The sequence below is a fragment of the Streptomyces sp. NPDC006235 genome, assembly GCF_040613735.1.
GTDB lineage: Bacteria > Actinomycetota > Actinomycetes > Streptomycetales > Streptomycetaceae > Streptomyces.
This window is the reverse complement of record NZ_JBEXSR010000011.1, coordinates 21,591-39,326: the sequence shown is the minus strand read 5'-3', so window position 1 is coordinate 39,326 and position 17,736 is coordinate 21,591. Positions and strand designations below refer to the sequence as shown.

At 72.1% G+C, this 17,736-nt stretch carries 14 protein-coding genes; 9 read left to right on the top strand and 5 right to left on the bottom strand.

What is annotated here, in order from left to right; all coding sequences use genetic code 11:
* Nucleotides 1-14 precede the first annotated feature (14 nt).
* From ABZ192_RS15740 to ABZ192_RS15720, 5 genes are all read right to left on the bottom strand, one after another.
* Nucleotides 15-623, bottom strand: a complete 609-nt coding sequence (locus ABZ192_RS15740; protein WP_356925072.1) for an ALF repeat-containing protein — start codon at nt 621-623, stop codon at nt 15-17.
* A gap of 145 nt (nt 624-768) precedes the next feature.
* Nucleotides 769-2,481 (bottom strand): protein kinase, encoded by a 1,713-nt coding sequence (locus ABZ192_RS15735; RefSeq protein ID WP_356925071.1) that lies wholly within the window; start codon nt 2,479-2,481, stop codon nt 769-771.
* A 122-nt stretch (nt 2,482-2,603) separates the two neighbouring features.
* A complete protein-coding gene (locus tag ABZ192_RS15730) occupies nt 2,604-4,166 on the bottom strand; it encodes a protein kinase (RefSeq protein WP_356925070.1) in 1,563 nt (520 codons plus the stop codon).
* The gene (locus tag ABZ192_RS15725; protein ID WP_356925069.1) at nt 4,163-4,912 is read right to left on the bottom strand and encodes an FHA domain-containing protein; all 750 of its coding nucleotides are present in this window, start codon (nt 4,910-4,912) and stop codon (nt 4,163-4,165) included. The genes ABZ192_RS15730 and ABZ192_RS15725 overlap by 4 nt, the downstream gene beginning before the upstream one ends.
* Nucleotides 4,913-5,042: 130 nt before the next feature.
* Nucleotides 5,043-5,624, bottom strand: a complete 582-nt coding sequence (locus ABZ192_RS15720; RefSeq protein WP_356925068.1) for a hypothetical protein — start codon at nt 5,622-5,624, stop codon at nt 5,043-5,045.
* A gap of 274 nt (nt 5,625-5,898) precedes the next feature.
* Here ABZ192_RS15720 and ABZ192_RS15715 point away from each other — a divergent pair, with 274 nt between their 5' ends.
* The 9 genes from ABZ192_RS15715 (at nt 5,899) to ABZ192_RS15675 (ending at nt 17,728) form a co-directional block, all read left to right on the top strand.
* On the top strand, nt 5,899-6,753 hold the full coding sequence (locus tag ABZ192_RS15715) for a bifunctional methylenetetrahydrofolate dehydrogenase/methenyltetrahydrofolate cyclohydrolase (protein ID WP_356925067.1): 855 nt from the start codon (nt 5,899-5,901) through the stop codon (nt 6,751-6,753).
* A gap of 148 nt (nt 6,754-6,901) precedes the next feature.
* The gene (locus ABZ192_RS15710) at nt 6,902-7,369 is read left to right on the top strand and encodes a DUF3017 domain-containing protein (RefSeq protein WP_356925175.1); all 468 of its coding nucleotides are present in this window, start codon (nt 6,902-6,904) and stop codon (nt 7,367-7,369) included.
* Between the two features lie 368 nt (nt 7,370-7,737).
* Nucleotides 7,738-8,976 (top strand): DUF2690 domain-containing protein, encoded by a 1,239-nt coding sequence (locus ABZ192_RS15705; RefSeq protein ID WP_356925066.1) that lies wholly within the window; start codon nt 7,738-7,740, stop codon nt 8,974-8,976.
* A 1,045-nt stretch (nt 8,977-10,021) separates the two neighbouring features.
* Nucleotides 10,022-11,011 carry a malate dehydrogenase gene (locus ABZ192_RS15700; protein ID WP_193502044.1) on the top strand — a complete coding sequence of 330 codons (990 nt, stop codon included), beginning with the start codon at nt 10,022-10,024 and terminating at the stop codon, nt 11,009-11,011.
* Between the two features lie 218 nt (nt 11,012-11,229).
* Nucleotides 11,230-13,014 carry a hypothetical protein gene (locus ABZ192_RS15695; protein ID WP_356925065.1) on the top strand — a complete coding sequence of 595 codons (1,785 nt, stop codon included), beginning with the start codon at nt 11,230-11,232 and terminating at the stop codon, nt 13,012-13,014.
* The gene (locus ABZ192_RS15690; RefSeq protein ID WP_356925064.1) at nt 13,001-13,357 is read left to right on the top strand and encodes a hypothetical protein; all 357 of its coding nucleotides are present in this window, start codon (nt 13,001-13,003) and stop codon (nt 13,355-13,357) included. The genes ABZ192_RS15695 and ABZ192_RS15690 overlap by 14 nt, the downstream gene beginning before the upstream one ends.
* A gap of 70 nt (nt 13,358-13,427) precedes the next feature.
* Entirely contained in the window at nt 13,428-14,432 is a 1,005-nt protein-coding gene (locus ABZ192_RS15685) for a hypothetical protein (protein WP_356925063.1), read from the top strand.
* Between the two features lie 163 nt (nt 14,433-14,595).
* The gene (locus ABZ192_RS15680) at nt 14,596-16,116 is read left to right on the top strand and encodes an aldehyde dehydrogenase family protein (protein ID WP_356925062.1); all 1,521 of its coding nucleotides are present in this window, start codon (nt 14,596-14,598) and stop codon (nt 16,114-16,116) included.
* Between the two features lie 82 nt (nt 16,117-16,198).
* On the top strand, nt 16,199-17,728 hold the full coding sequence (locus tag ABZ192_RS15675; protein ID WP_356925061.1) for a GMC oxidoreductase: 1,530 nt from the start codon (nt 16,199-16,201) through the stop codon (nt 17,726-17,728).
* Nucleotides 17,729-17,736: the final 8 nt, after the last annotated feature.

Sequence of the window (17,736 nt, the reverse complement as noted above, 5' to 3'; positions counted from 1 at the left end):
GCTCTCCGTACGACTCAGCCGTCAACCTCGTACTGTCCGACCTCCAGGAAGTACCGCAGCTCCTCCGGAGTGCCGTCGATGGCCTCCTCGGCGGCGGCCCTGAGCGCCGCGCTGATGGTCGGATCGGCCAGGATGCGGGCGACGGCGACGCGGTCGTCCTCGGCTTGGGCGAGGCGGTAGCCGGTCTCCAGGAAGGCGCGCAGGGCCTCCGGGGTGTTCACGTCGAGTGCCTTGCCGGCTTCCCGCTTGACGCCCCGGCCGGAGTCCGGGTCGGCCAGGATGCGGGCGATGGCGACGCGGTCGTCCTCGGCCTGGGCGAGGCGGTAGCCCGTCTTCAGGAACTCCCGCATGTCCTCCACGGTGCCGTCGAGGGCCTCATTGGCCTCCCTGATGACGCCTCGGCCGCTGTCCTCGTCGGCGATGATGCGGAGGATCGCGATCCGCAGGTCGTCCTCCGACATCTCGTCCACCGGCGTGCCGTCCGTCACCGCGGTGGCGGTCACGGCGGGGGCGGTCACGGCGGGGGCCGCCGGGGCCGGGCCGGCGGCGAGGGCCGGGGTGGTGAGCAGGAGGGCCGGTGCCAGGGCGGCGGCGACGATCAGGGCACCGCGGGTGGGTCCCATGCGTGAACCTTCCTAACGGGAAAGGGAGTCGGTGAGGCCGAGTGGTGCCAGGCGGCTGCCTGGGACCCGGTGCGGACATCCTCACATCGACCGCCGCGCGCGGCAGCTCCCTTTTTGAGGTCGAGAATTTTCAGGCCCAGGATTTTCAGGTCGAGGAGCGCAGCGCCGCCCACGTCCTGGGGCCGACCTTGCCGTCGGGGTCCAGCCCCTTGGCGCGCTGGAAGCCGCGTACCGCCGTGGCGGTGTCCTTGCCGAACTGGCCGTCCACGCCCGAGCCGCCCACGGCGTAGCCGCGCTTGGCCAGCATGCACTGCACCTGTACGACGCGCTGGCCGCTGTCGCCGCGGCGGGTGAGTTCGGTGCCGGAGTAGTAGGTGCAGTCGGTGAGCCACGGGGGCCTGACCGGGGCGGTCGGCGTCTTCGGCGGTTCCGTGGCCGACGGCCGGGGCTTCGTCGTCTCCGGCGGGGGAGCGGGGGCGGTGGTGCGGGTGCCGGCCTCGGCGCTGTGGTCCGAGGGGCTGGGCGAGGCGCCCGTCGTCGTCCCCTTGCTCTCCGGGACTCGGCTGGACGGTGGGGAGGAATCCGGGTGGTCGAAGCCCGGCAGGGACGTCCGGTCGTAACCGTCGCCGGTCGCACGGGCCGTGGGCGCGGCGGACCCGCTGTCGCCGGCCGACGATGGGCGGGTGGCCAAAAAGGCCGTCAGGCCGAGGGCGCACACGGTGAGTGCGGCGGCGAGGGCGGCGTAAGGTTTCAGCCGCCGCCGGGCGGGAGTTCCGGCCGCCGGTGTCGCCACCGGCGTACTCCCCGCCGCCGGCGGCCCGAAGGGCAGCTGCCCCGCCGCCGATACGCCGGGTAATGGAGCTGCTCCGGGCGACGCGAACCCCGGCATCGCAGCCACCGCCGGCCGTGGCGCCGGTAACGGACCGTCCCTCAGCGCCTCGTGAGCCCGCTGCCGGGCCAGGATGCGGCTGCCCAGCGGCTCCTGCCAGGAGGCGGACCGGGGCTGTGCCGAGGCCGCGTCGACCAGATCCTGGGGGCCGGGACGCAGGGCCGGGTCCTTGGAGAGACACGCCGTGAGGAGGTCGGCCAGAGCCGGGTCGGCCGTCCGCACCTCGGACATGACCTCGGCGTTCGGCTCCTCCGAGGCGATGCGGTGCAGGACGTCCACGCCGGTGCCGTCGCCGAAGGGGGCGTGTCCGGTGACCGCGTGGACGACCGTGCTCGCGCAGCAGAACACGTCGGAGGCCGTGTCGCAGCGGCCGTCCCTGAGGTACTCGGGGGACATGAAGGCGGGGGTGCCGACGCGGTTGCCGGTCGTGGTGATCGCGCTGGCGTCGACGGCCTGGGCGATGCCGAAGTCGACGACGTGTGCGCCCTGTCGGGTCAGGAGAACGTTGGAGGGCTTGAAGTCCCGGTGCACGATCCCGGTCGCGGCCAGCGCGCCGAGCGCCCGCCCGAGATCGGCCACCAGCCGCCAGGCGTCGTCCGGTGGCAGGACACCGCAGTCCCGCACCGCCTCCGCCAGGTTGAGACCGGGTAAGTACACGGTCGCCATCCACAGCAGCTCGCTGTCCGGCTCGAAGCCCGTGCCCAGCAGCTCGGGCGTGTAGGGCGCGCCCACGCGCGCGTGCACGGTGGCCTCCCGCTCGAACCGCCGCCGGAAGAGCAGGTCCTCGGCGTACTCGGGCCGGATGACCTTCACCGCGGCGAGCCCGGGCGTCCCGTCCCCGTGCCGCGCCAGGTAGACCCGTCCCATACCGCCCCTGCCGAGCAGCCCCAGCGGTACGTACGGTCCGACCCGGGCCGGATCGGCGGGCCGCAGCGGCACGCAACCGGTCTGCGCGACGGCGTCTGACATGGATCCCCCGGCTGTGGTCCTGGCAGCGATGCCGGAAACGGTACCGGAGGCAGGCCGCCGGCCCGACGTACCGGGCGCCCTGACCTACCCGGCGTCCGGGGAGTACCTGTGAACTCTGAGGGTCACTTCTTCGCGGCGGGGGTGTACTCCTTGAGGTAGTGGGCGACGCGGGCGGCGTAGTCGCGGTACTTCGGGGGAACACCGCCCGCGTTGTTCACGCTCTTGTACGACGTCCGGTACGCGGCGGCGACCAGCACCCGGCGGTCGCCGCGCAGCCCGGTCTCCAGGCGCGGTTCGGCGAAGCAGAGGTAGCGGGCCATGGCCGGGATGGACTCGGAGGGGGTGAGCGGCGGCCTGGGGGTCTCCTTCGCGGGGACGCCGTCGGCGCGGATCCACCAGCGCAGGATGCTCGGGGTCCAGCGGGCGATGCCGTACTCGCCCTCCCCGCCCGCGTCCGGGTCGGAGAGATCGGGGTCGAAGTCGCTCTCCACCTTCAGCATCGCGGCGATGAGCGCCGGGGTGATCTCCGGCTGGACGCAGTCGTGGGCCGAGTCGACGATGAGCTGCCGGTAGGCGACCGGGACGCCCTTGTCGGTGCGCAGTTCGGAGGCGCCGTACGTGGCGGGGGAGACCTTGCGGGACTCGCCGGTCTTGTTCCCGCCGTCGTCGCCGGGATCGCCCCAGCTGGCGACGCCGTAGCCGAGCACGGCGACGGCGGCACCGGCCGCCAGGACCGCGATGCGGCGCGAGCGGCGGCGGGCCGGGCGCAGGCGGGGCAGGAGGAAGGAGCGGTGGCCGGTGCCGGCGGCCGCCCGGACGCGGGCGAGCAGGGTGTCGCCGGAGACGCGGTCCTGGTGGGTGCGGGTCAGGCAGGCCGAGATGATCTGCCGCCAGTCGTCGGGCAGTTCGGGCGACAGGCGCAGCTCGTCGGTGCCGCGGGCGTAGGCGGCGGCCGCGTCGCGGCGGGCCGTCGCGGTCGCGCCGGGCAGCGGGAAGGAGTCGGTGAGGACGAGGTGCGCGAGGACACCGAAGGCCCAGATGTCGGCCGACGGGCGGATCCTGCGGCCCCGTTCGCCGATCTCGGTCCACAGGAGCTCGGGCGGGGTGTAGTCGGGCGTGGAGAACGCCGGGGTGTAGGCGTGGGTGCCCTCCAGCTCGGCGGCCATGTTGAAGTCGGCGAGGCGGACCGAACCGTCGTCCATCAGCAGCACGTTGGCCGGCTTCAGGTCGCCGTGCACCCAGCCGGCGCCGTGCAGCTGGGCCAGGCCCTCGCAGATCTGCGCGAGCAGCGCGGGACCGGCTTCTGGCCGGGGCTCCGCGGTGAGCAGGGCGGACAGGGAGGCCTTGGCCCGCTCCAGGACGAGGACGGTGGCGCCGTCCAGTTCCGGCCGGTCCGGGTCGTCGACCGTCAGCGTCTCGTACATCCGCACCAGGCGCGGCTGCTTCAGCCGCCGGTACAGCTCGATCTCCCGCTCGACCAGCTCACGCAGATGGGTCAGCCGGCGGGGCGTGGCCGTGCCCGTGGGCAGGAACTTCAGGGCGGCCGTCCGGGGCAGCTCCGTGCTCTCCCCGGTGCGCCGGGCCGCGTACACACTGCCGAAGGCGCCGGTCGCGAGGGGCTCGCGCACCTCCCAGACGCCGACCCGGTAGCCCTTCGGCACCGCGACGGCGTAGGGCTCGGTCACCGGGTCACCCGGCCCGGCGGCGGGCCAGCCAGGACGGCCAGGTCGTCCTCGCGGACCAGGTCGAAGCGGAGCGCCAGGGAGACCAGGGACTCCTTCTTGCCGTTGAGCCGCGGGCCGGTGTCCGCGCTCTCCGGGCCCGGTTTGAGGCGCAGTTTCACGGCGAGGTAGTCGATGTTCCACTGCACCGAGGTGCGGGACGCGGCCGGCCAGGTGGGGCGCAGGCGGTCGGCGACCTGGTCGACGGTGGGCAGCGGGGCGTGCGGGGTGCCGCGCAGGCGCGGTTCGCACAGGGCGGCCAGGACCGCGAAGTAGCGCTTGGTGCGGTCGAGGGAGAAGGCCGGTGCGGTCGTGGCGCCGTCGAGGCCGCCGGTGCCGCTCAGGTAGTCGTGGCGCGGCGCCCACACCTGGAGCGTCAGCAGGTCGCCGGCGGCGGGCAGCACGATCCGCGAGAACTCGAAGGGGATCGGCGCGTCCAGCCGCCCGGGCGCGATCTTGACGTGTTCGCCCGCGCCCTCGGGGTTCTCCACCACGTAGGTCTGGTCGCGGCTGAGGTTGCTGAGGATCCAGAAGGCGCCCTGCGCGGTGATCTCACCGGCCCGGCGGGAGACTCCGTCGTGGGTGATGCGCAGGTCGTTGCCGTGTGCGGAGCGGCCGAACGCGAGGCGTTCGCCGGGTGCGAGTCTGATCTGACTGGGGTTTCGCTCGTCCTCCGTGGTCGGCGGAGGTACCACGATGATGCTGTACAAGGTGCTCTCCCGTGCCTGACAGCCATGGACGTCAGACTAGGGCGACGCACCAGGGCCGTGCCCCCCTCGAACGGGTGAGACACGGCCCTTGGAGGCGATTGGCGCGAACTGTTCCGCCCGCCCGGTCCGTTCAGTAACGGGGGCGGTTGAACCAGGCCTTGCCGTTGGCGTTGCCGACGAACACCGCGACCAGGATGGCCAGGACGGTGTGCACCAGGCCCACGAGGATGAACGGGTAGATGCCGAGGACGGCGGTGATGATGGCGAAGACCAGGATGGTCACGCGGGCGCCGTTGCCGCCGTTCTTGAACTTCGTCGCCAGGACGGCCGCGAACACCAGCCAGGCCAGCCCGAACACCACGTAACCCCAGATCACGCCGGTCGACTGGCCGACCAGGTCCTGGAAAGCGGTGTTGTCCTTGAGGGACTCGTCGTCCTTCGCGGAATTGAGGGCCGCGGCGGCGAAGGCGAAGATGGCCACGCCGATGACCTGCAGACCGACGATGACCCACATCATCACGCGGGCCGCGCCCACGGAGCCCGGCATCGTCGTCGGCGCGGCGGGACCGCCGTACTGGGACACCGGAGGGGCCTGCGGGTAGCCGTACCCGGGCGCCTGCCCCTGCTGCTGCGGGTAGCCGTAGCCCTGCTGCGGCTGCTGCGGCTGCCCCTGGGGGGCGCCGTAGGGGTTGTTCGGGTCGCCGTAGCTCATGGGGACTTTCCTCCGTTGGTCCGAGTGCGGGGACGACGCGTGACATCCGCACGGAGGAAAATCTTCAGTATTGCGACCGTCCCCCCGTTGAGCTGCCCGCGGCACTTGTCAGGTCATCGTTCTTCACCACTGACGGGCTTGTCCAGCCGCATTTCCGATGTGTTGTGCAAGTGCAACATCACTGATCATGGGCGGATACGAGGGGAGGAGCCCCGCGGTGCCCGTATTGCGGCCGGATTGGAACCGTGGGCGGGTCATCCGCGAGGATGGGGTCATGACCGCCCAGATTCTCGATGGCAAGGCCACCGCAGCCGCGATCAAGTCCGACCTGACCGCCCGCGTGGCGGCGCTGAAGGAGAAGGGCGTCACGCCCGGCCTCGGCACGATCCTGGTCGGGGAGGACCCCGGCAGCCAGAAGTACGTCGCCGGCAAGCACCGTGACTGTGCGCAGGTCGGCATCGCCTCCATCCAGCGCGAGCTGCCGGCCTCGGCGACGCAGGAGGAGATCGAGGCCGTCGTCCGCGAGCTGAACGAGGACCCGGCCTGCACGGGTTACATCGTGCAACTGCCGCTGCCCAAGGGCATCGACGAGAACCGCATCCTGGAGCTGATGGACCCGGACAAGGACGCGGACGGCCTGCACCCGATGAACCTCGGCCGTCTGGTCCTGAACGAGCCGGCCCCCCTGCCCTGCACCCCGAACGGTGTGCTGACCCTCCTGCGTCGCTACGGCGTGGAGATCAAGGGCGCGGAGGTCGTGGTCGTCGGCCGCGGTGTGACCATCGGCCGGCCGATGCCGCTGCTGCTGACCCGGCGCAGCGAGAACGCGACCGTCACCCAGTGCCACACCGGCACGCGTGACCTGTCGGCGCACCTCAAGCGGGCGGACATCATCATCGCCGCGGCCGGTTCCGCCCATCTGATCCGCGCCGAGGACGTCAAGCCGGGCGCGGCCGTCCTCGACGTCGGTGTCTCCCGCAGCGCCGAGGGCAAGATCGTGGGCGACGTCCACCCCGACGTGGCCGAGGTCGCCGGCTTCATCTCCCCGAACCCCGGCGGAGTCGGCCCGATGACCCGCGCCCAGCTGCTCGTCAACGTGGTTGAGGCGGCGGAGCGCAGTGTCGGCTGAACGGAACGCGGCGAGCGCGGGGAGCGCGGCGAGCGCGGGCAGCGCCTCGGACGCCGGAGGCGCGGAGAGCGCCCCGGCCGTCACGGGCGCGCAGACCGTGCACGGTGAGCCGGACGCGCCCGCTGTGGCCGATGGTGACGCCGATGCCGTGGTGCGCGACGAGGACGGCGACCTCACCGTGCGGGATCCCGTCAGTGCCCCCGACGCCGAGGGGCGGCCGCGGCGGGTCACCCGGCGGTTTCCGCTGTTCACCAAGGACACCGCGCGGCCCGAGGGCGGTGGCCGCGCCGCACCCGGGGACGCGTTCGCGCCGGCGCGGCAGTGGCCCGTCCTCGCCGTGCTGGGGCTGGTCGGGCTCGGGCTGCTCGTGACCGCGCTCGGGCAGTTCCGGCTCGGGACACTGCTGATCGGCATCGCCCTGCTGGGCGGTGGCGCGATGCGCTGGCTGCTGCCGGACGTCGGCATGCTCGCCGTCCGCTCCCGGTTCACGGACATCGTCACGTACGGCGTCATGGGACTGGCGATCGTCCTGCTGGCGCTGATGGCGCAGCCGAATCCCTTGCTCCAGATCCCGTTCCTGAAGGACACACTGCACTTCACGGTCACCAGCGAGTGACGCGACGGCGGTCCGTCCTCTCCCCCGAGGGAGGACGGGCCGCCGTCACGGCCCACCCTCCTGCACGGCGAACGGCCTGTTCAACGGCTGTCAGTGCGCTGTGGCACGGAAGTGACGGTTCCGGTACGTCCGCAGGGAGATTCGGCATGAAGTGATGCAAGGACGGGTTCGGCATGGACAATCGGGACGGTCCGGGGTGTATCACGCGCGGGTCCTGTGCTTCTGTGCGCCCCCGGTCAGGGAACTGAGATCCTGGGTGGGCGCATCCCTGTGGGTAGCCAGAACGGGGACTCGGCCGAGGCCGCCGACGCGCGGGGGCGTACAGCGCGGGAAACAACAGCACGTACCGGGGGGAAGAGGGGGACGCAATGCCTCGTTGGAGGACCTTGCCGGATGAGCTCGATCCGCAGATCAGGGAGTTCACCAGCCAGCTGCGCAGACTCGTGGACCGCAGCGGTCTGAGCATCGCGTCGGTGGCGGACCGCACGGGCTACAGCAAGACGTCGTGGGAGCGTTATCTGAACGGCCGGCTTCTCGCGCCCAAGGGTGCGATCGTGGCGCTGGCCGAGGTCACCGGGACCAACCCGATGCACCTCACCACCATGTGGGAGCTCGCCGAGCGCGCCTGGAGCCGCTCGGAGATGCGGCACGACATGACGATGGAGGCCATACGGATCTCCCAGGCGCGCGCCGCGCTGGGCGAGTTCGGCGGGCAGGACTTCGGGACTCCGCCGGCCGGTGCCAAGGGCGACGGCAAGGCGGCCGCCGCGGGCGGTGGCGGGGCGGGCCGCCGAAGCGGCAGCGCCACGGTGACGCCGGGGATCGCGGGCCCGGCGGGTGTCGCCTCGACCGTGCCGCCGCAGCCGACGGCGCCCGAGGTGCAGGACTCCACCGGCAGCGACGGGACCGGGGTCAACTCGTGGGGTGTGGCCGGGTACCAGGGGCCGTCCCAGGGCCGTGGCCGTACCGCCGGCACGGGGCCCGGCACCACGCGGATGCCGGGCGTCGGGCCGGACGCGTACGGCACGCCGCCGCGGGACGCGGTCCCGGCGGGCGCGGGTGGTTCCGGGGGCACGGGCGGCTCCGGTGGGTCCGGGCGCTCCGGCAGCTCTGCCGGCAAGCGGCGGACCGCGACCTTCGTCGCGGGTGTCGTGGGTGTGCTCGTGGTGATCGCCGGCGCGTTCTACCTCACCGGTGGCGGTGGTGACGACGAGGCCAAGGGCGGCACGAAGTCGCCCTCGCCGAGCGCCACCACGAACCAGGAGCTGCCGCCCGGCGTGAAGTGCAGCGGCGACGGCTGCACCGGCAAGGACGCGGAGAACATGGGGTGCAGTGGTGACCTGGTGACCACGGCCCGGACCGCGACCGTCGGCACGACCGTCGTCGAGGTCCGCTACAGCGAGACCTGCAAGGCGGCCTGGGGCCGTATCACCCAGGCGGCCCAGGGCGACGAGGTCCAGATCAGCGCGGGCAAGGCGAAGCAGACCGGCAGCATCACGGCCACCGGCGACACCATCGCGTACACCCCCATGGTCTCGGTCAAGAACGCCACCGACGCCAAGGCGTGCGCCACCCTGGCCTCCGGCCGGCAGGGCTGCACGGAGTAGGAGGGCGACCGACCGCCTGACATCTGGCGGGGGTGGCTTCCGGCGGCGCGCCTGGCCCCGGCCGGGGCGATCCTGCCGAGGGGCCGGGGTCCGACGGGCGCCTGGCACGCTCCCCTTGCCGCCGACGGGGCGCGGGGCTTCTGGCCGCCGGTGGTGCTCCGTGCGCGGCGGGCCACCCGGTGCCCGCCCGGCTTGCGGCCGGAGACCTCGGCGCCGGTGAGTGCCCGGCATGTGGCGGGCGCCTCGCGCCGAGTGGGGCCGAGCACTTGGCGGCAGCGCCCGAGAGGGCCTGCCCCCGGCGGGCGCGCCTGGCTTCCGGCCGGGGGCAAGGTTGCGGTTGTGTTCTGCGTGCGGAGGGCCGCCGTTCCTGCTGGGCGCCGGGCAAGCGGGGGCGCCTCGCGCTGGGTGGGTCCCAGCGCTTGGCGGCAGCGCGCGAGGGGGCCTGCCCCCCGGCGGGCGCGCCTGGCTTCCGGCCGGGGGCAAGGTTGCGGTTGTGTTCTGCGTGCGGAGGGCCGCCGTTCCTGGTGGGCGCCGGGCACACGGGGGCGCCTCGCGCCGGGTGGGGCCCAGCGGCCTTGCTGTAGCGCTCGAGGAGCACTACCCCTGCGGGCGGCCGGCATCCGGCCGAGGGTCAGGGGCCGGTGGGCGTCGGTGGAACGTGGGGCGCTTCGCGCGGGGGCGGGCCCGTCCCGACTGGTCGCAGTGGCGGATACCGGGCGGAGGGTCCGGCGGCAGGAACGGGCGCGGGAGAAATTTTGGTGAGGGTGGCATGCGTGGGGGGATCGGGGGCACGCGAACCGTACCCCCACGGGAGTCCGGCTTGGTCGGTTCCCCCCCGGCGGCCGCCTTCGTCCTCCTCTCCCGGACGGGCGGCCGCCTTTTGTTCGGGTGTCGGGTGGGTTGTGGGGTGGGCCACACCGACCTGGCCGTGCGGGATCCCGGATGCGCGATAGCCTGACCGCTGGATGGATCTCTTGACGCCAAGAGATCGATCAAACGTCCGGGGCAGGGACGCCCCACCGCCAGCTGTCATACGGAGAACGCCATGACCCGCACTCCCGTGAACGTCACCGTCACCGGCGCGGCCGGCCAGATCGGTTACGCCCTGCTCTTCCGCATCGCCTCCGGTCAGCTGCTCGGCGCGGACGTGCCGGTGAAGCTGCGCCTGCTGGAGATCACGCCCGCCCTGAAGGCGGCGGAGGGCACGGCCATGGAGCTGGACGACTGCGCGTTCCCGCTCCTGCAGGGCATCGACATCACGGACGACCCGAACGTCGCCTTCGACGGCACGAACGTGGGCCTGCTCGTCGGCGCCCGCCCCCGCACCAAGGGCATGGAGCGCGGCGACCTGCTGGAGGCCAACGGCGGCATCTTCAAGCCGCAGGGCAAGGCCATCAACGACCACGCCGCGGACGACGTCAGGGTCCTCGTCGTCGGCAACCCGGCCAACACCAACGCGCTCATCGCCCAGGCCGCCGCGCCGGACGTACCCGCCGAGCGGTTCACGGCCATGACCCGCCTGGACCACAACCGCGCCCTGACCCAGCTCGCGAAGAAGACCGGTTCCACGGTCGCCGACATCAAGCGGCTCACCATCTGGGGCAACCACTCCGCCACCCAGTACCCGGACATCTTCCACGCCACGGTGGCCGGCAAGAACGCCGCCGAGGTCGTCAACGACGAGAAGTGGCTGGCCGAGGACTTCATCCCGACCGTCGCCAAGCGCGGCGCCGCCATCATCGAGGCCCGCGGCGCGTCCTCGGCCGCGTCGGCCGCCAACGCCGCCATCGACCACGTCTACTCCTGGGTCAACGGCACCGCCGACGGCGACTGGGTCTCGATGGGTATTCCGTCGGACGGTTCGTACGGCGTCCCGGAGGGTCTGATCTCCTCCTTCCCGGTCACCTGCAAGGACGGCAAGTACGAGATCGTCCAGGGCCTGGAGATCAACGAGTTCTCCCGCGCCCGGATCGACGCCTCCGTCAAGGAGCTCGAGGAGGAGCGCGAGGCGGTCCGCGGCCTCGGCCTCATCTGAACCTGACGCAGATCTCCGCATCGATCCCCGGGCCGCCGCGCCGGCCCGGGGATCGATGCGTTCGGGGATCGATGCGCGGTGCAGACCTTGTGTCCATCGCCGCCGCACAGCGAGCCCTCCCGGCATACCGCTTCCACGGGCCTCGCCGGTCACTCTATGCTGATGGCTCCTCAACTCAAGGTCGTAACAAGGTTCTTTTCGCGCATCGGGGGAGTGGCGTGAGCACCGCATACGTGCCGCAGCAACCGCAGCCGACACACGCCGGCGCACCACCGGCACCGCCGCCCACGGCGCCGCACGCCAGCGAGGCGACCCGGCTGCTGTGCGCGGGCACCTATCTGGACTCCGGGTACCGGGACCGCGTCATCGAGCAGCTGCATCTCAACGAGCAGCGGATCGTGGCCCCCTCGCTCGGCTTCGACGCGGCCCGCGTCCTCGCCCACGCCCTGCGGGCCCGGCGCCACGAGCTGTTGTGGGCCGGGGCGATCCTCGGCCTGTGGATCATCGGCGCGGCGCTGACCGGGGGTCTGCTGGCGGTCTTTCTGGGCCCCAGCCTCTTCCTCGCGATCGCGTCCTGGGTCAGGGGCAGCGCCGACCGGCCGCCCCTGTACCGCAGGGTGCCGGCCTTCCTGTTCCGCTGGTGGGGCCGCATCGGCTTCGCCTGGCTGCTGGTCGCCACGGTGATCACGGCCTTCGGCGGCAACGACGACGGCTCCTCGTACGGATCGTCGTACGACTCGTATGACTCGTACGACTCCTCCGGCGCGTACGGCGACGGCACGCCGGACCTGTCCGATGTGCTGGTCCCCACCTCCAGCGAGCTGGGTGAGCTGTTCGAGCCCTGGCAGGCCTGGCTCGGGCTGGTCATGTTCGTGCTCATCGCGCTGTGCACGGCCGCGCAGCGCGGCCAGTTCGCCCGGGTGCTGGCCGCCGAACTGTCCCCGCAGCGCTTCCCGGACGCCGCCGGTGACCCCGCGGAGCAGGACGAGGGACAGCGGTTCCAGCGACTGAAGGACCGCATCCGGCTGGAACAGCACGCCCCGCTGATCATGTACCACGAGGCGCGTCCGTTCTGCGGGGCCGGTGTGGCCTACGAGACCTGGGTCCTCGCCGTCGAGCTGCGGCCTGACGGCATGAAGAAGCAGCAGCCGATCAGCAACCGGACGGTGCTGGAGAGGGTCCGGCCGCTGCTCGAGCAGCTGCGGCTGCCCTCCGAGTACGCCGGTCTGTCGGTGCGTGACCGGCTGCGCTGGCTGGAGATCGACGAGTGCGTGTTCCTGCCCGCGGAGGGGCTGCGGCGGCGCGACGAGGCGCCGTACCACCCGCAGGCCTTCGAGGAGCACCGGGCGCGCGCGGTCGAGGAGGGCGGCGAGAAGCGGCGCCACTTCTTGCGCATCCGCGTCGGTGGCTGGGAGGAGGAGCTGGTCGTCACCGTCTTCGTGCGCATCCACACCCAGGGCGGCATGCTCATGCTTGAGATCGCCCCGCATGTGCTGCTGCCGGTGCGCGAGGACTTCAAGGACGCCGACCGTACGGCCCACCGCTTCCGCCACAACAACGTGTTCGGCAAGGCGGCCTGGGCCGTCGCCCGGGTGCCCGGCTCGGTGGCCCGCTCCCTGGTCGCCCTCGGCAAGGGCGTGCTGTACGCGTGGCGGCTGCTGACCGGCGGCTACGCGGAGGCGTTGCCCGACGGACCCGCCCTGTCGGTACGGGAACTGGGCTCGGTGCGGGGCGGGTCCCTCTTCCAGGAGATGGACGTCCAGCGCTACCTCAAGAGCATCCAGGACCGCGTCGCGAACGGGGTGAAGGCCGCGATCGCCGACGCCGGTTACCAGACCGGCGAGTTCGTCCAGAAGATCGTCAACATCAGCAGCGGCGGCGTGAACATCGAGGGCGGTGTCGAGGGCAGCACCTTCGCCGTCGGCAGCCACGCCTCCGCCTCCACCACCACGTCCGGCGGCGCCGCGCCGCAGAAAGGGGCCGACACCGATGGCAACGAATGAGCCCAGCGTCAGCATCGGCGGCAATGTCGAGCGCAGCACCTTCGCCATCGGCAGCCACGCGCACGCCGAGAGCCACCACGGCACCTCGGCCCCTCGCGACGAGGCCGCCGAGGAGCTGCTGAAGGCCGTACGGGAACTGCGGGCCGATCTGACCCGGGTGCGGCAGAGCGAGGAGGCCGCGCAGCTGGACACCGCCCTGGCGGAGACCGAGGACGAGATCAGCCGAACCGGCAGGGCTGGTGAGGGCCGCCTCCAGCGGTTGCGGGACGTGCTCGGGGACGCCCAGACCGTCCTGACGCTGTTCGCGTCGGCCGGGGCGGTGGCCGGGCTGCTGGGGATGTGACGTCCGGGGGCGTGGCGCACGGAGACAAGGCGCGCGGAGACAAGGCGCGCGGCGAGGTGGGAGGAACCTCATGAGCGGGGGACAGCGGTACTGGAACGAGGAGACGCAGCGCTGGGAGGACGGCACCGAGGGGGCCGCTAAGGTCACCCCGCCGCCCCCGCCGCCCCCGCCGCGCCCGGACTTCACGCCCCTTGCACCGCACACGGCTGATCAGCCCGAAAGCGGCGCCTGGTCCACGTCCGAGCTGCCGCAGGATCCACCGCTCGGCGGCGCCTGGCCGCCCGCGGACCCGGCGGCACCCCCACCGGCGGCCGTCACCCGCGGATACAGCCGCCGGCTCGTGTGGTCCGTGCTGGGCGGCGCCGCCGCGGTCGGAGTCGCCGTGGCGCTGGTGCTGACCCTGCCGGCCGGCGGCGACGGCACGGACGACCGCGACGACAAGGCGGCGAGCGCGTCCCCGACCACCGGCAGCCCGACGTCCACCACCGAGGAGCCCGAGCCGACCACCGAGGAGACGGCCTCGCCGTCCGACCCGGCCACCGAACTCCCCGCCGACTACGAGCTCTACGAGGACGCCGAGGGCTTCACCATCGCCCGGCCCGTGGGCTGGACGCGGAAAGCGGTGGCCTCCCAGCACGGCATGGACGTGGTCAACTACCGCAGCTCCGACGGCGAACGGCGACTGCAGGTGTTCGAGGTGGCGGAAGCCTCCCCCGACGAGTCCTTCGAGCTGTTCCTCTCCGACGAAACCCCCAAGGCCGAGGGCTTCCGGAAGCTCGACCTGAACCACATGAACGACGGCGGGCTCACCGCCGCCCGGCTCGAATACCTCGCCGACTCCATCGACGGCGAGCCCGAGGTCGGCACCTGGCACATCGTCGACGAGCGCTTCGTGGCCCCGGACGGCAAGGTGTACGCCATCGCCGCCTACGGCCCCGACGCGGACGGCCGCGACGACGAACACGAGCTGCTCGACATCGCGCTCGCCCACTTCTGCCCGCCGAACACGATCTGCGGGACGGGGACGGGGACGGGGACGGGGACGGTGTCGCAGACGGACGTCGTCCTGGGCTGAACCTGTGAGATACGTCCAGGTTTGTCCGCATCTTCAGTGATGCAGCGCACTTTCAGCCATGGATTGCGCATGCAACCGGGCGCCCCGGGCAGGCGCACTCGGTCTCTTAGTGACACGTGTGTGACACAGGGGCGCTGATCAGGAACGGAAGGCGAAAGCGATCATGGCGGAAAGCAACGAACTGCAGGCGCGCAGCACCATCCACGCGGGCGGGGAATGGCGTGCGGCCGTCTCCGGCGCCACGCGCGAGATCCTCGACCCCGCGGACGCCCTGCCGTTCGCCGTGGTCGCGGAGGGTGACGAGAAGGACACCGATCTGGCGATCGCCGCCGCCCGGCGCGCCTTCGACGAGGGGGAGTGGCCGCGGACGCCCGTCGCGGAGCGGGCCGCGCTGCTGCGGCGGGTCGCCGACCTGCTCGTGCGCGACCGCGAGCAGCTCGGGCTGCTGGAGAGCCGCGACGCCGGCAAGACCGTCGAGGAGGGGCGCGTCGACATCGACTGCGTCGCCGACGCCTTCCGGTACTTCGCCGACCTGGTCGCCGGCGAGTCGCCCGGCCGGGTCGTGGACGCCGGCTCGTCCGACATCCACAGCGTCGTCGTGCACGAGCCCATCGGCGTCTGCTCGATGATCACGCCCTGGAACTACCCGCTGCTCCAGGCCAGCTGGAAGATCGCCCCGGCCCTGGCCGCCGGCAACACCTTCGTCATCAAGCCGAGCGAGATCACCCCGATGACGACCATCGCGCTGATCGAGCTGCTCGTCGAGGCCGGACTGCCCGCCGGGGTCGCCAACATCGTCACCGGGCCGGGCCATTCGGTCGGCGCCCGGCTCTCCGAGCACCCCGACGTCGACCTGGTCTCCTTCACCGGCGGCCTGATCAGCGGCACCAAGGTGGCCCAGGCCGCCGCGCCGACCGTGAAGAAGGTCGCCCTCGAACTCGGCGGCAAGAACCCCAACGTGGTCTTCGCCGACGCCTGTGCCACCGACGAGGACTTCGACACCGCCGTCGACCAGGCCCTCAACGCCGCCTTCATCCACAGCGGCCAGGTCTGCTCGGCGGGCGCCCGCCTCATCATCGAGGAGTCCGTGCGGGACCGCTTCGTCACCGAACTCGCCCGCAGGGCCGAGAAGATCCGCCTCGGCCGCGGCACCGTGGACGGCGTCGAGTGCGGCCCGCTGGTCTCCGAACAGCAGCGCGCCAAGGTCGAGATGTACGTCGAGTCCGCCCTGAAGGAGGGCGCGGTGCTGCGCTCCGGCGGCAAGCGCCCCGAGCCGTCCCCCGAGCGTCCGGAGAACGGCTACTTCTACGAGCCGACCGTCCTCGACCACTGCCACCGCGAGATGCGCGTCGTGCGGGAGGAGGTCTTCGGGCCGGTCCTCACCGTCGAGACCTTCCGTACCGAGGACGAGGCCGTCGCCCTCGCCAACGACACCGAGTACGGCCTCGCGGGCGGCGTCTGGACCACCGACGCGGGCCGCGCCCGGCGCGTGGCCGGCCGGCTGCGGCACGGCACGATCTGGATCAACGACTTCCACCCCTACCTGCCGCAGGCGGAATGGGGCGGTTTCGGCAAGAGCGGAGTGGGCCGCGAACTCGGCCCGGCCGGCCTCGCCGAGTACCGCGAGACCAAGCACGTCTACCAGAACCTCGCGCCGAAGCCGGTGCGCTGGTTCGCGGGCTGACTCCCCACCCAGGGCCGCCCTGCTCCCTCCGAGCCCCGTCCCTTCGTCCCCTCTGGTTCATCCCCTCTGGAGCAAGCACGCCATGTCCCACAACCATGAGTACGACTATGTCGTGATAGGCGGCGGAACAGCCGGTTCCGTCATTGCCTCCCGCCTGACCGAGAACCCCGACGTCTCCGTCGCCGTCATCGAGGGCGGCCCCAGCGACGTCGGCCGCGACGACGTGCTGACCCTGCGCCGCTGGATGGGCCTGCTGGGCGGCGAACTCGACTACGACTACCCCACCACCGAGCAGCCACGCGGAAACTCGCACATCCGGCACAGCCGGGCCCGGGTCCTCGGCGGCTGCTCCTCGCACAACACGCTGATCGCGTTCAAGCCGCTGCCCGCCGACTGGGACGAGTGGGAGGCCGCCGGCGCCAAGGGCTGGGGCGCGGTGCAGATGGAGGCGTACTTCGCGCGCCTGCTCAACAACATCGTCCCGGTCGACGAGCAGGACCGGAACGCCATCGCCCGCGACTTCGTCGACGCGGCCCAGGAGGCGCTCGGCGTCCCGCGCGTCGAGGGCTTCAACCAGAAGCCGTTCACCGAGGGCGTCGGCTTCTTCGACCTCGCCTACCACCCCGAGAACAACAAGCGGTCCTCCGCGTCGGTGGCGTATCTGCACCCGGTGATGGACGAGCGCCCCAACCTGACGATCCTGCTGGAGACCTGGGCGTACAAGCTGGAGCTGGACGGCAACCGCGCCGAGGGCGTACACGTGCGCACCAAGGACGGCGAGGAGATCCTCGTCAAGGCGCGCAACGAAGTGCTGCTGTGCGCCGGAGCCGTCGACTCGCCCCGGCTGCTGATGCACTCCGGCATCGGCCCGAAGGCGGACCTGGAGAAGCTCGGCATCCCCGTCACGCACGACCTGCCGGGCGTCGGCGAGAACCTGCTCGACCACCCCGAGTCGGTCATCGTCTGGGAGACCAACGGCCCCATCCCGGAGAACTCCGCGATGGACTCGGACGCGGGCCTGTTCGTGCGCCGCGACCCCGAACTGCCGCACCCGGACCTGATGTTCCACTTCTACCAGATCCCCTTCACGGACAACCCGGAGCGACTGGGCTACCAGCGGCCGGAGTTCGGCGTCTCGATGACCCCGAACATCCCCAAGCCGAAGAGCCGCGGCCGGCTGTACCTGACCAGCGCCGACCCCGAGGTCAAGCCCGCCCTGGACTTCCGCTACTTCACCGACGAGGACGACTACGACGGCCGCACCCTCGTCGACGGCATCAAGATCGCCCGCGAGATCGCCAAGACCGAACCGCTGGCCGGCTGGCTCAAGCGCGAGGTGGCCCCCGGCCCGGACGTCACCGGTGACGAGGAGCTCGGCGAGTACGCCCGCAAGGTCGCCCACACCGTCTACCACCCCGCCGGCACCTGCAAGATGGGCGACGCCGGCGACCGGCTCGCCGTCGTCGACCCCGAGCTGCGCATCCGCGGCCTGGAGGGCATCCGCATCGCCGATGCCTCCGTGTTCCCCACCATGACCACCGTGAACCCGATGATCGGGGTGCTCATGGTCGGGGAGCGTGCCGCCGAGCTGATCGGTGGTGGTGCCAAGTGACCGCGACC

What these genes read in the sequence shown, in the direction of transcription:
- ABZ192_RS15675 (WP_356925061.1), top strand. Translation starts at nt 16,199, where the DNA reads ATGTCCCACAACCATGAGTACGACTATGTCGTGATAGGCGGCGGAACA.
- ABZ192_RS15700 (WP_193502044.1), top strand. Translation starts at nt 10,022, where the DNA reads ATGACCCGCACTCCCGTGAACGTCACCGTCACCGGCGCGGCCGGCCAG.
- ABZ192_RS15685 (WP_356925063.1), top strand. Translation starts at nt 13,428, where the DNA reads ATGAGCGGGGGACAGCGGTACTGGAACGAGGAGACGCAGCGCTGGGAG.
- ABZ192_RS15735 (WP_356925071.1), bottom strand. Translation starts at nt 2,481, where the DNA reads ATGTCAGACGCCGTCGCGCAGACCGGTTGCGTGCCGCTGCGGCCCGCC.
- ABZ192_RS15690 (WP_356925064.1), top strand. Translation starts at nt 13,001, where the DNA reads ATGGCAACGAATGAGCCCAGCGTCAGCATCGGCGGCAATGTCGAGCGC.
- ABZ192_RS15715 (WP_356925067.1), top strand. Translation starts at nt 5,899, where the DNA reads ATGACCGCCCAGATTCTCGATGGCAAGGCCACCGCAGCCGCGATCAAG.
- ABZ192_RS15705 (WP_356925066.1), top strand. Translation starts at nt 7,738, where the DNA reads ATGCCTCGTTGGAGGACCTTGCCGGATGAGCTCGATCCGCAGATCAGG.
- ABZ192_RS15740 (WP_356925072.1), bottom strand. Translation starts at nt 623, where the DNA reads ATGGGACCCACCCGCGGTGCCCTGATCGTCGCCGCCGCCCTGGCACCG.
- ABZ192_RS15680 (WP_356925062.1), top strand. Translation starts at nt 14,596, where the DNA reads ATGGCGGAAAGCAACGAACTGCAGGCGCGCAGCACCATCCACGCGGGC.
- ABZ192_RS15720 (WP_356925068.1), bottom strand. Translation starts at nt 5,624, where the DNA reads ATGAGCTACGGCGACCCGAACAACCCCTACGGCGCCCCCCAGGGGCAG.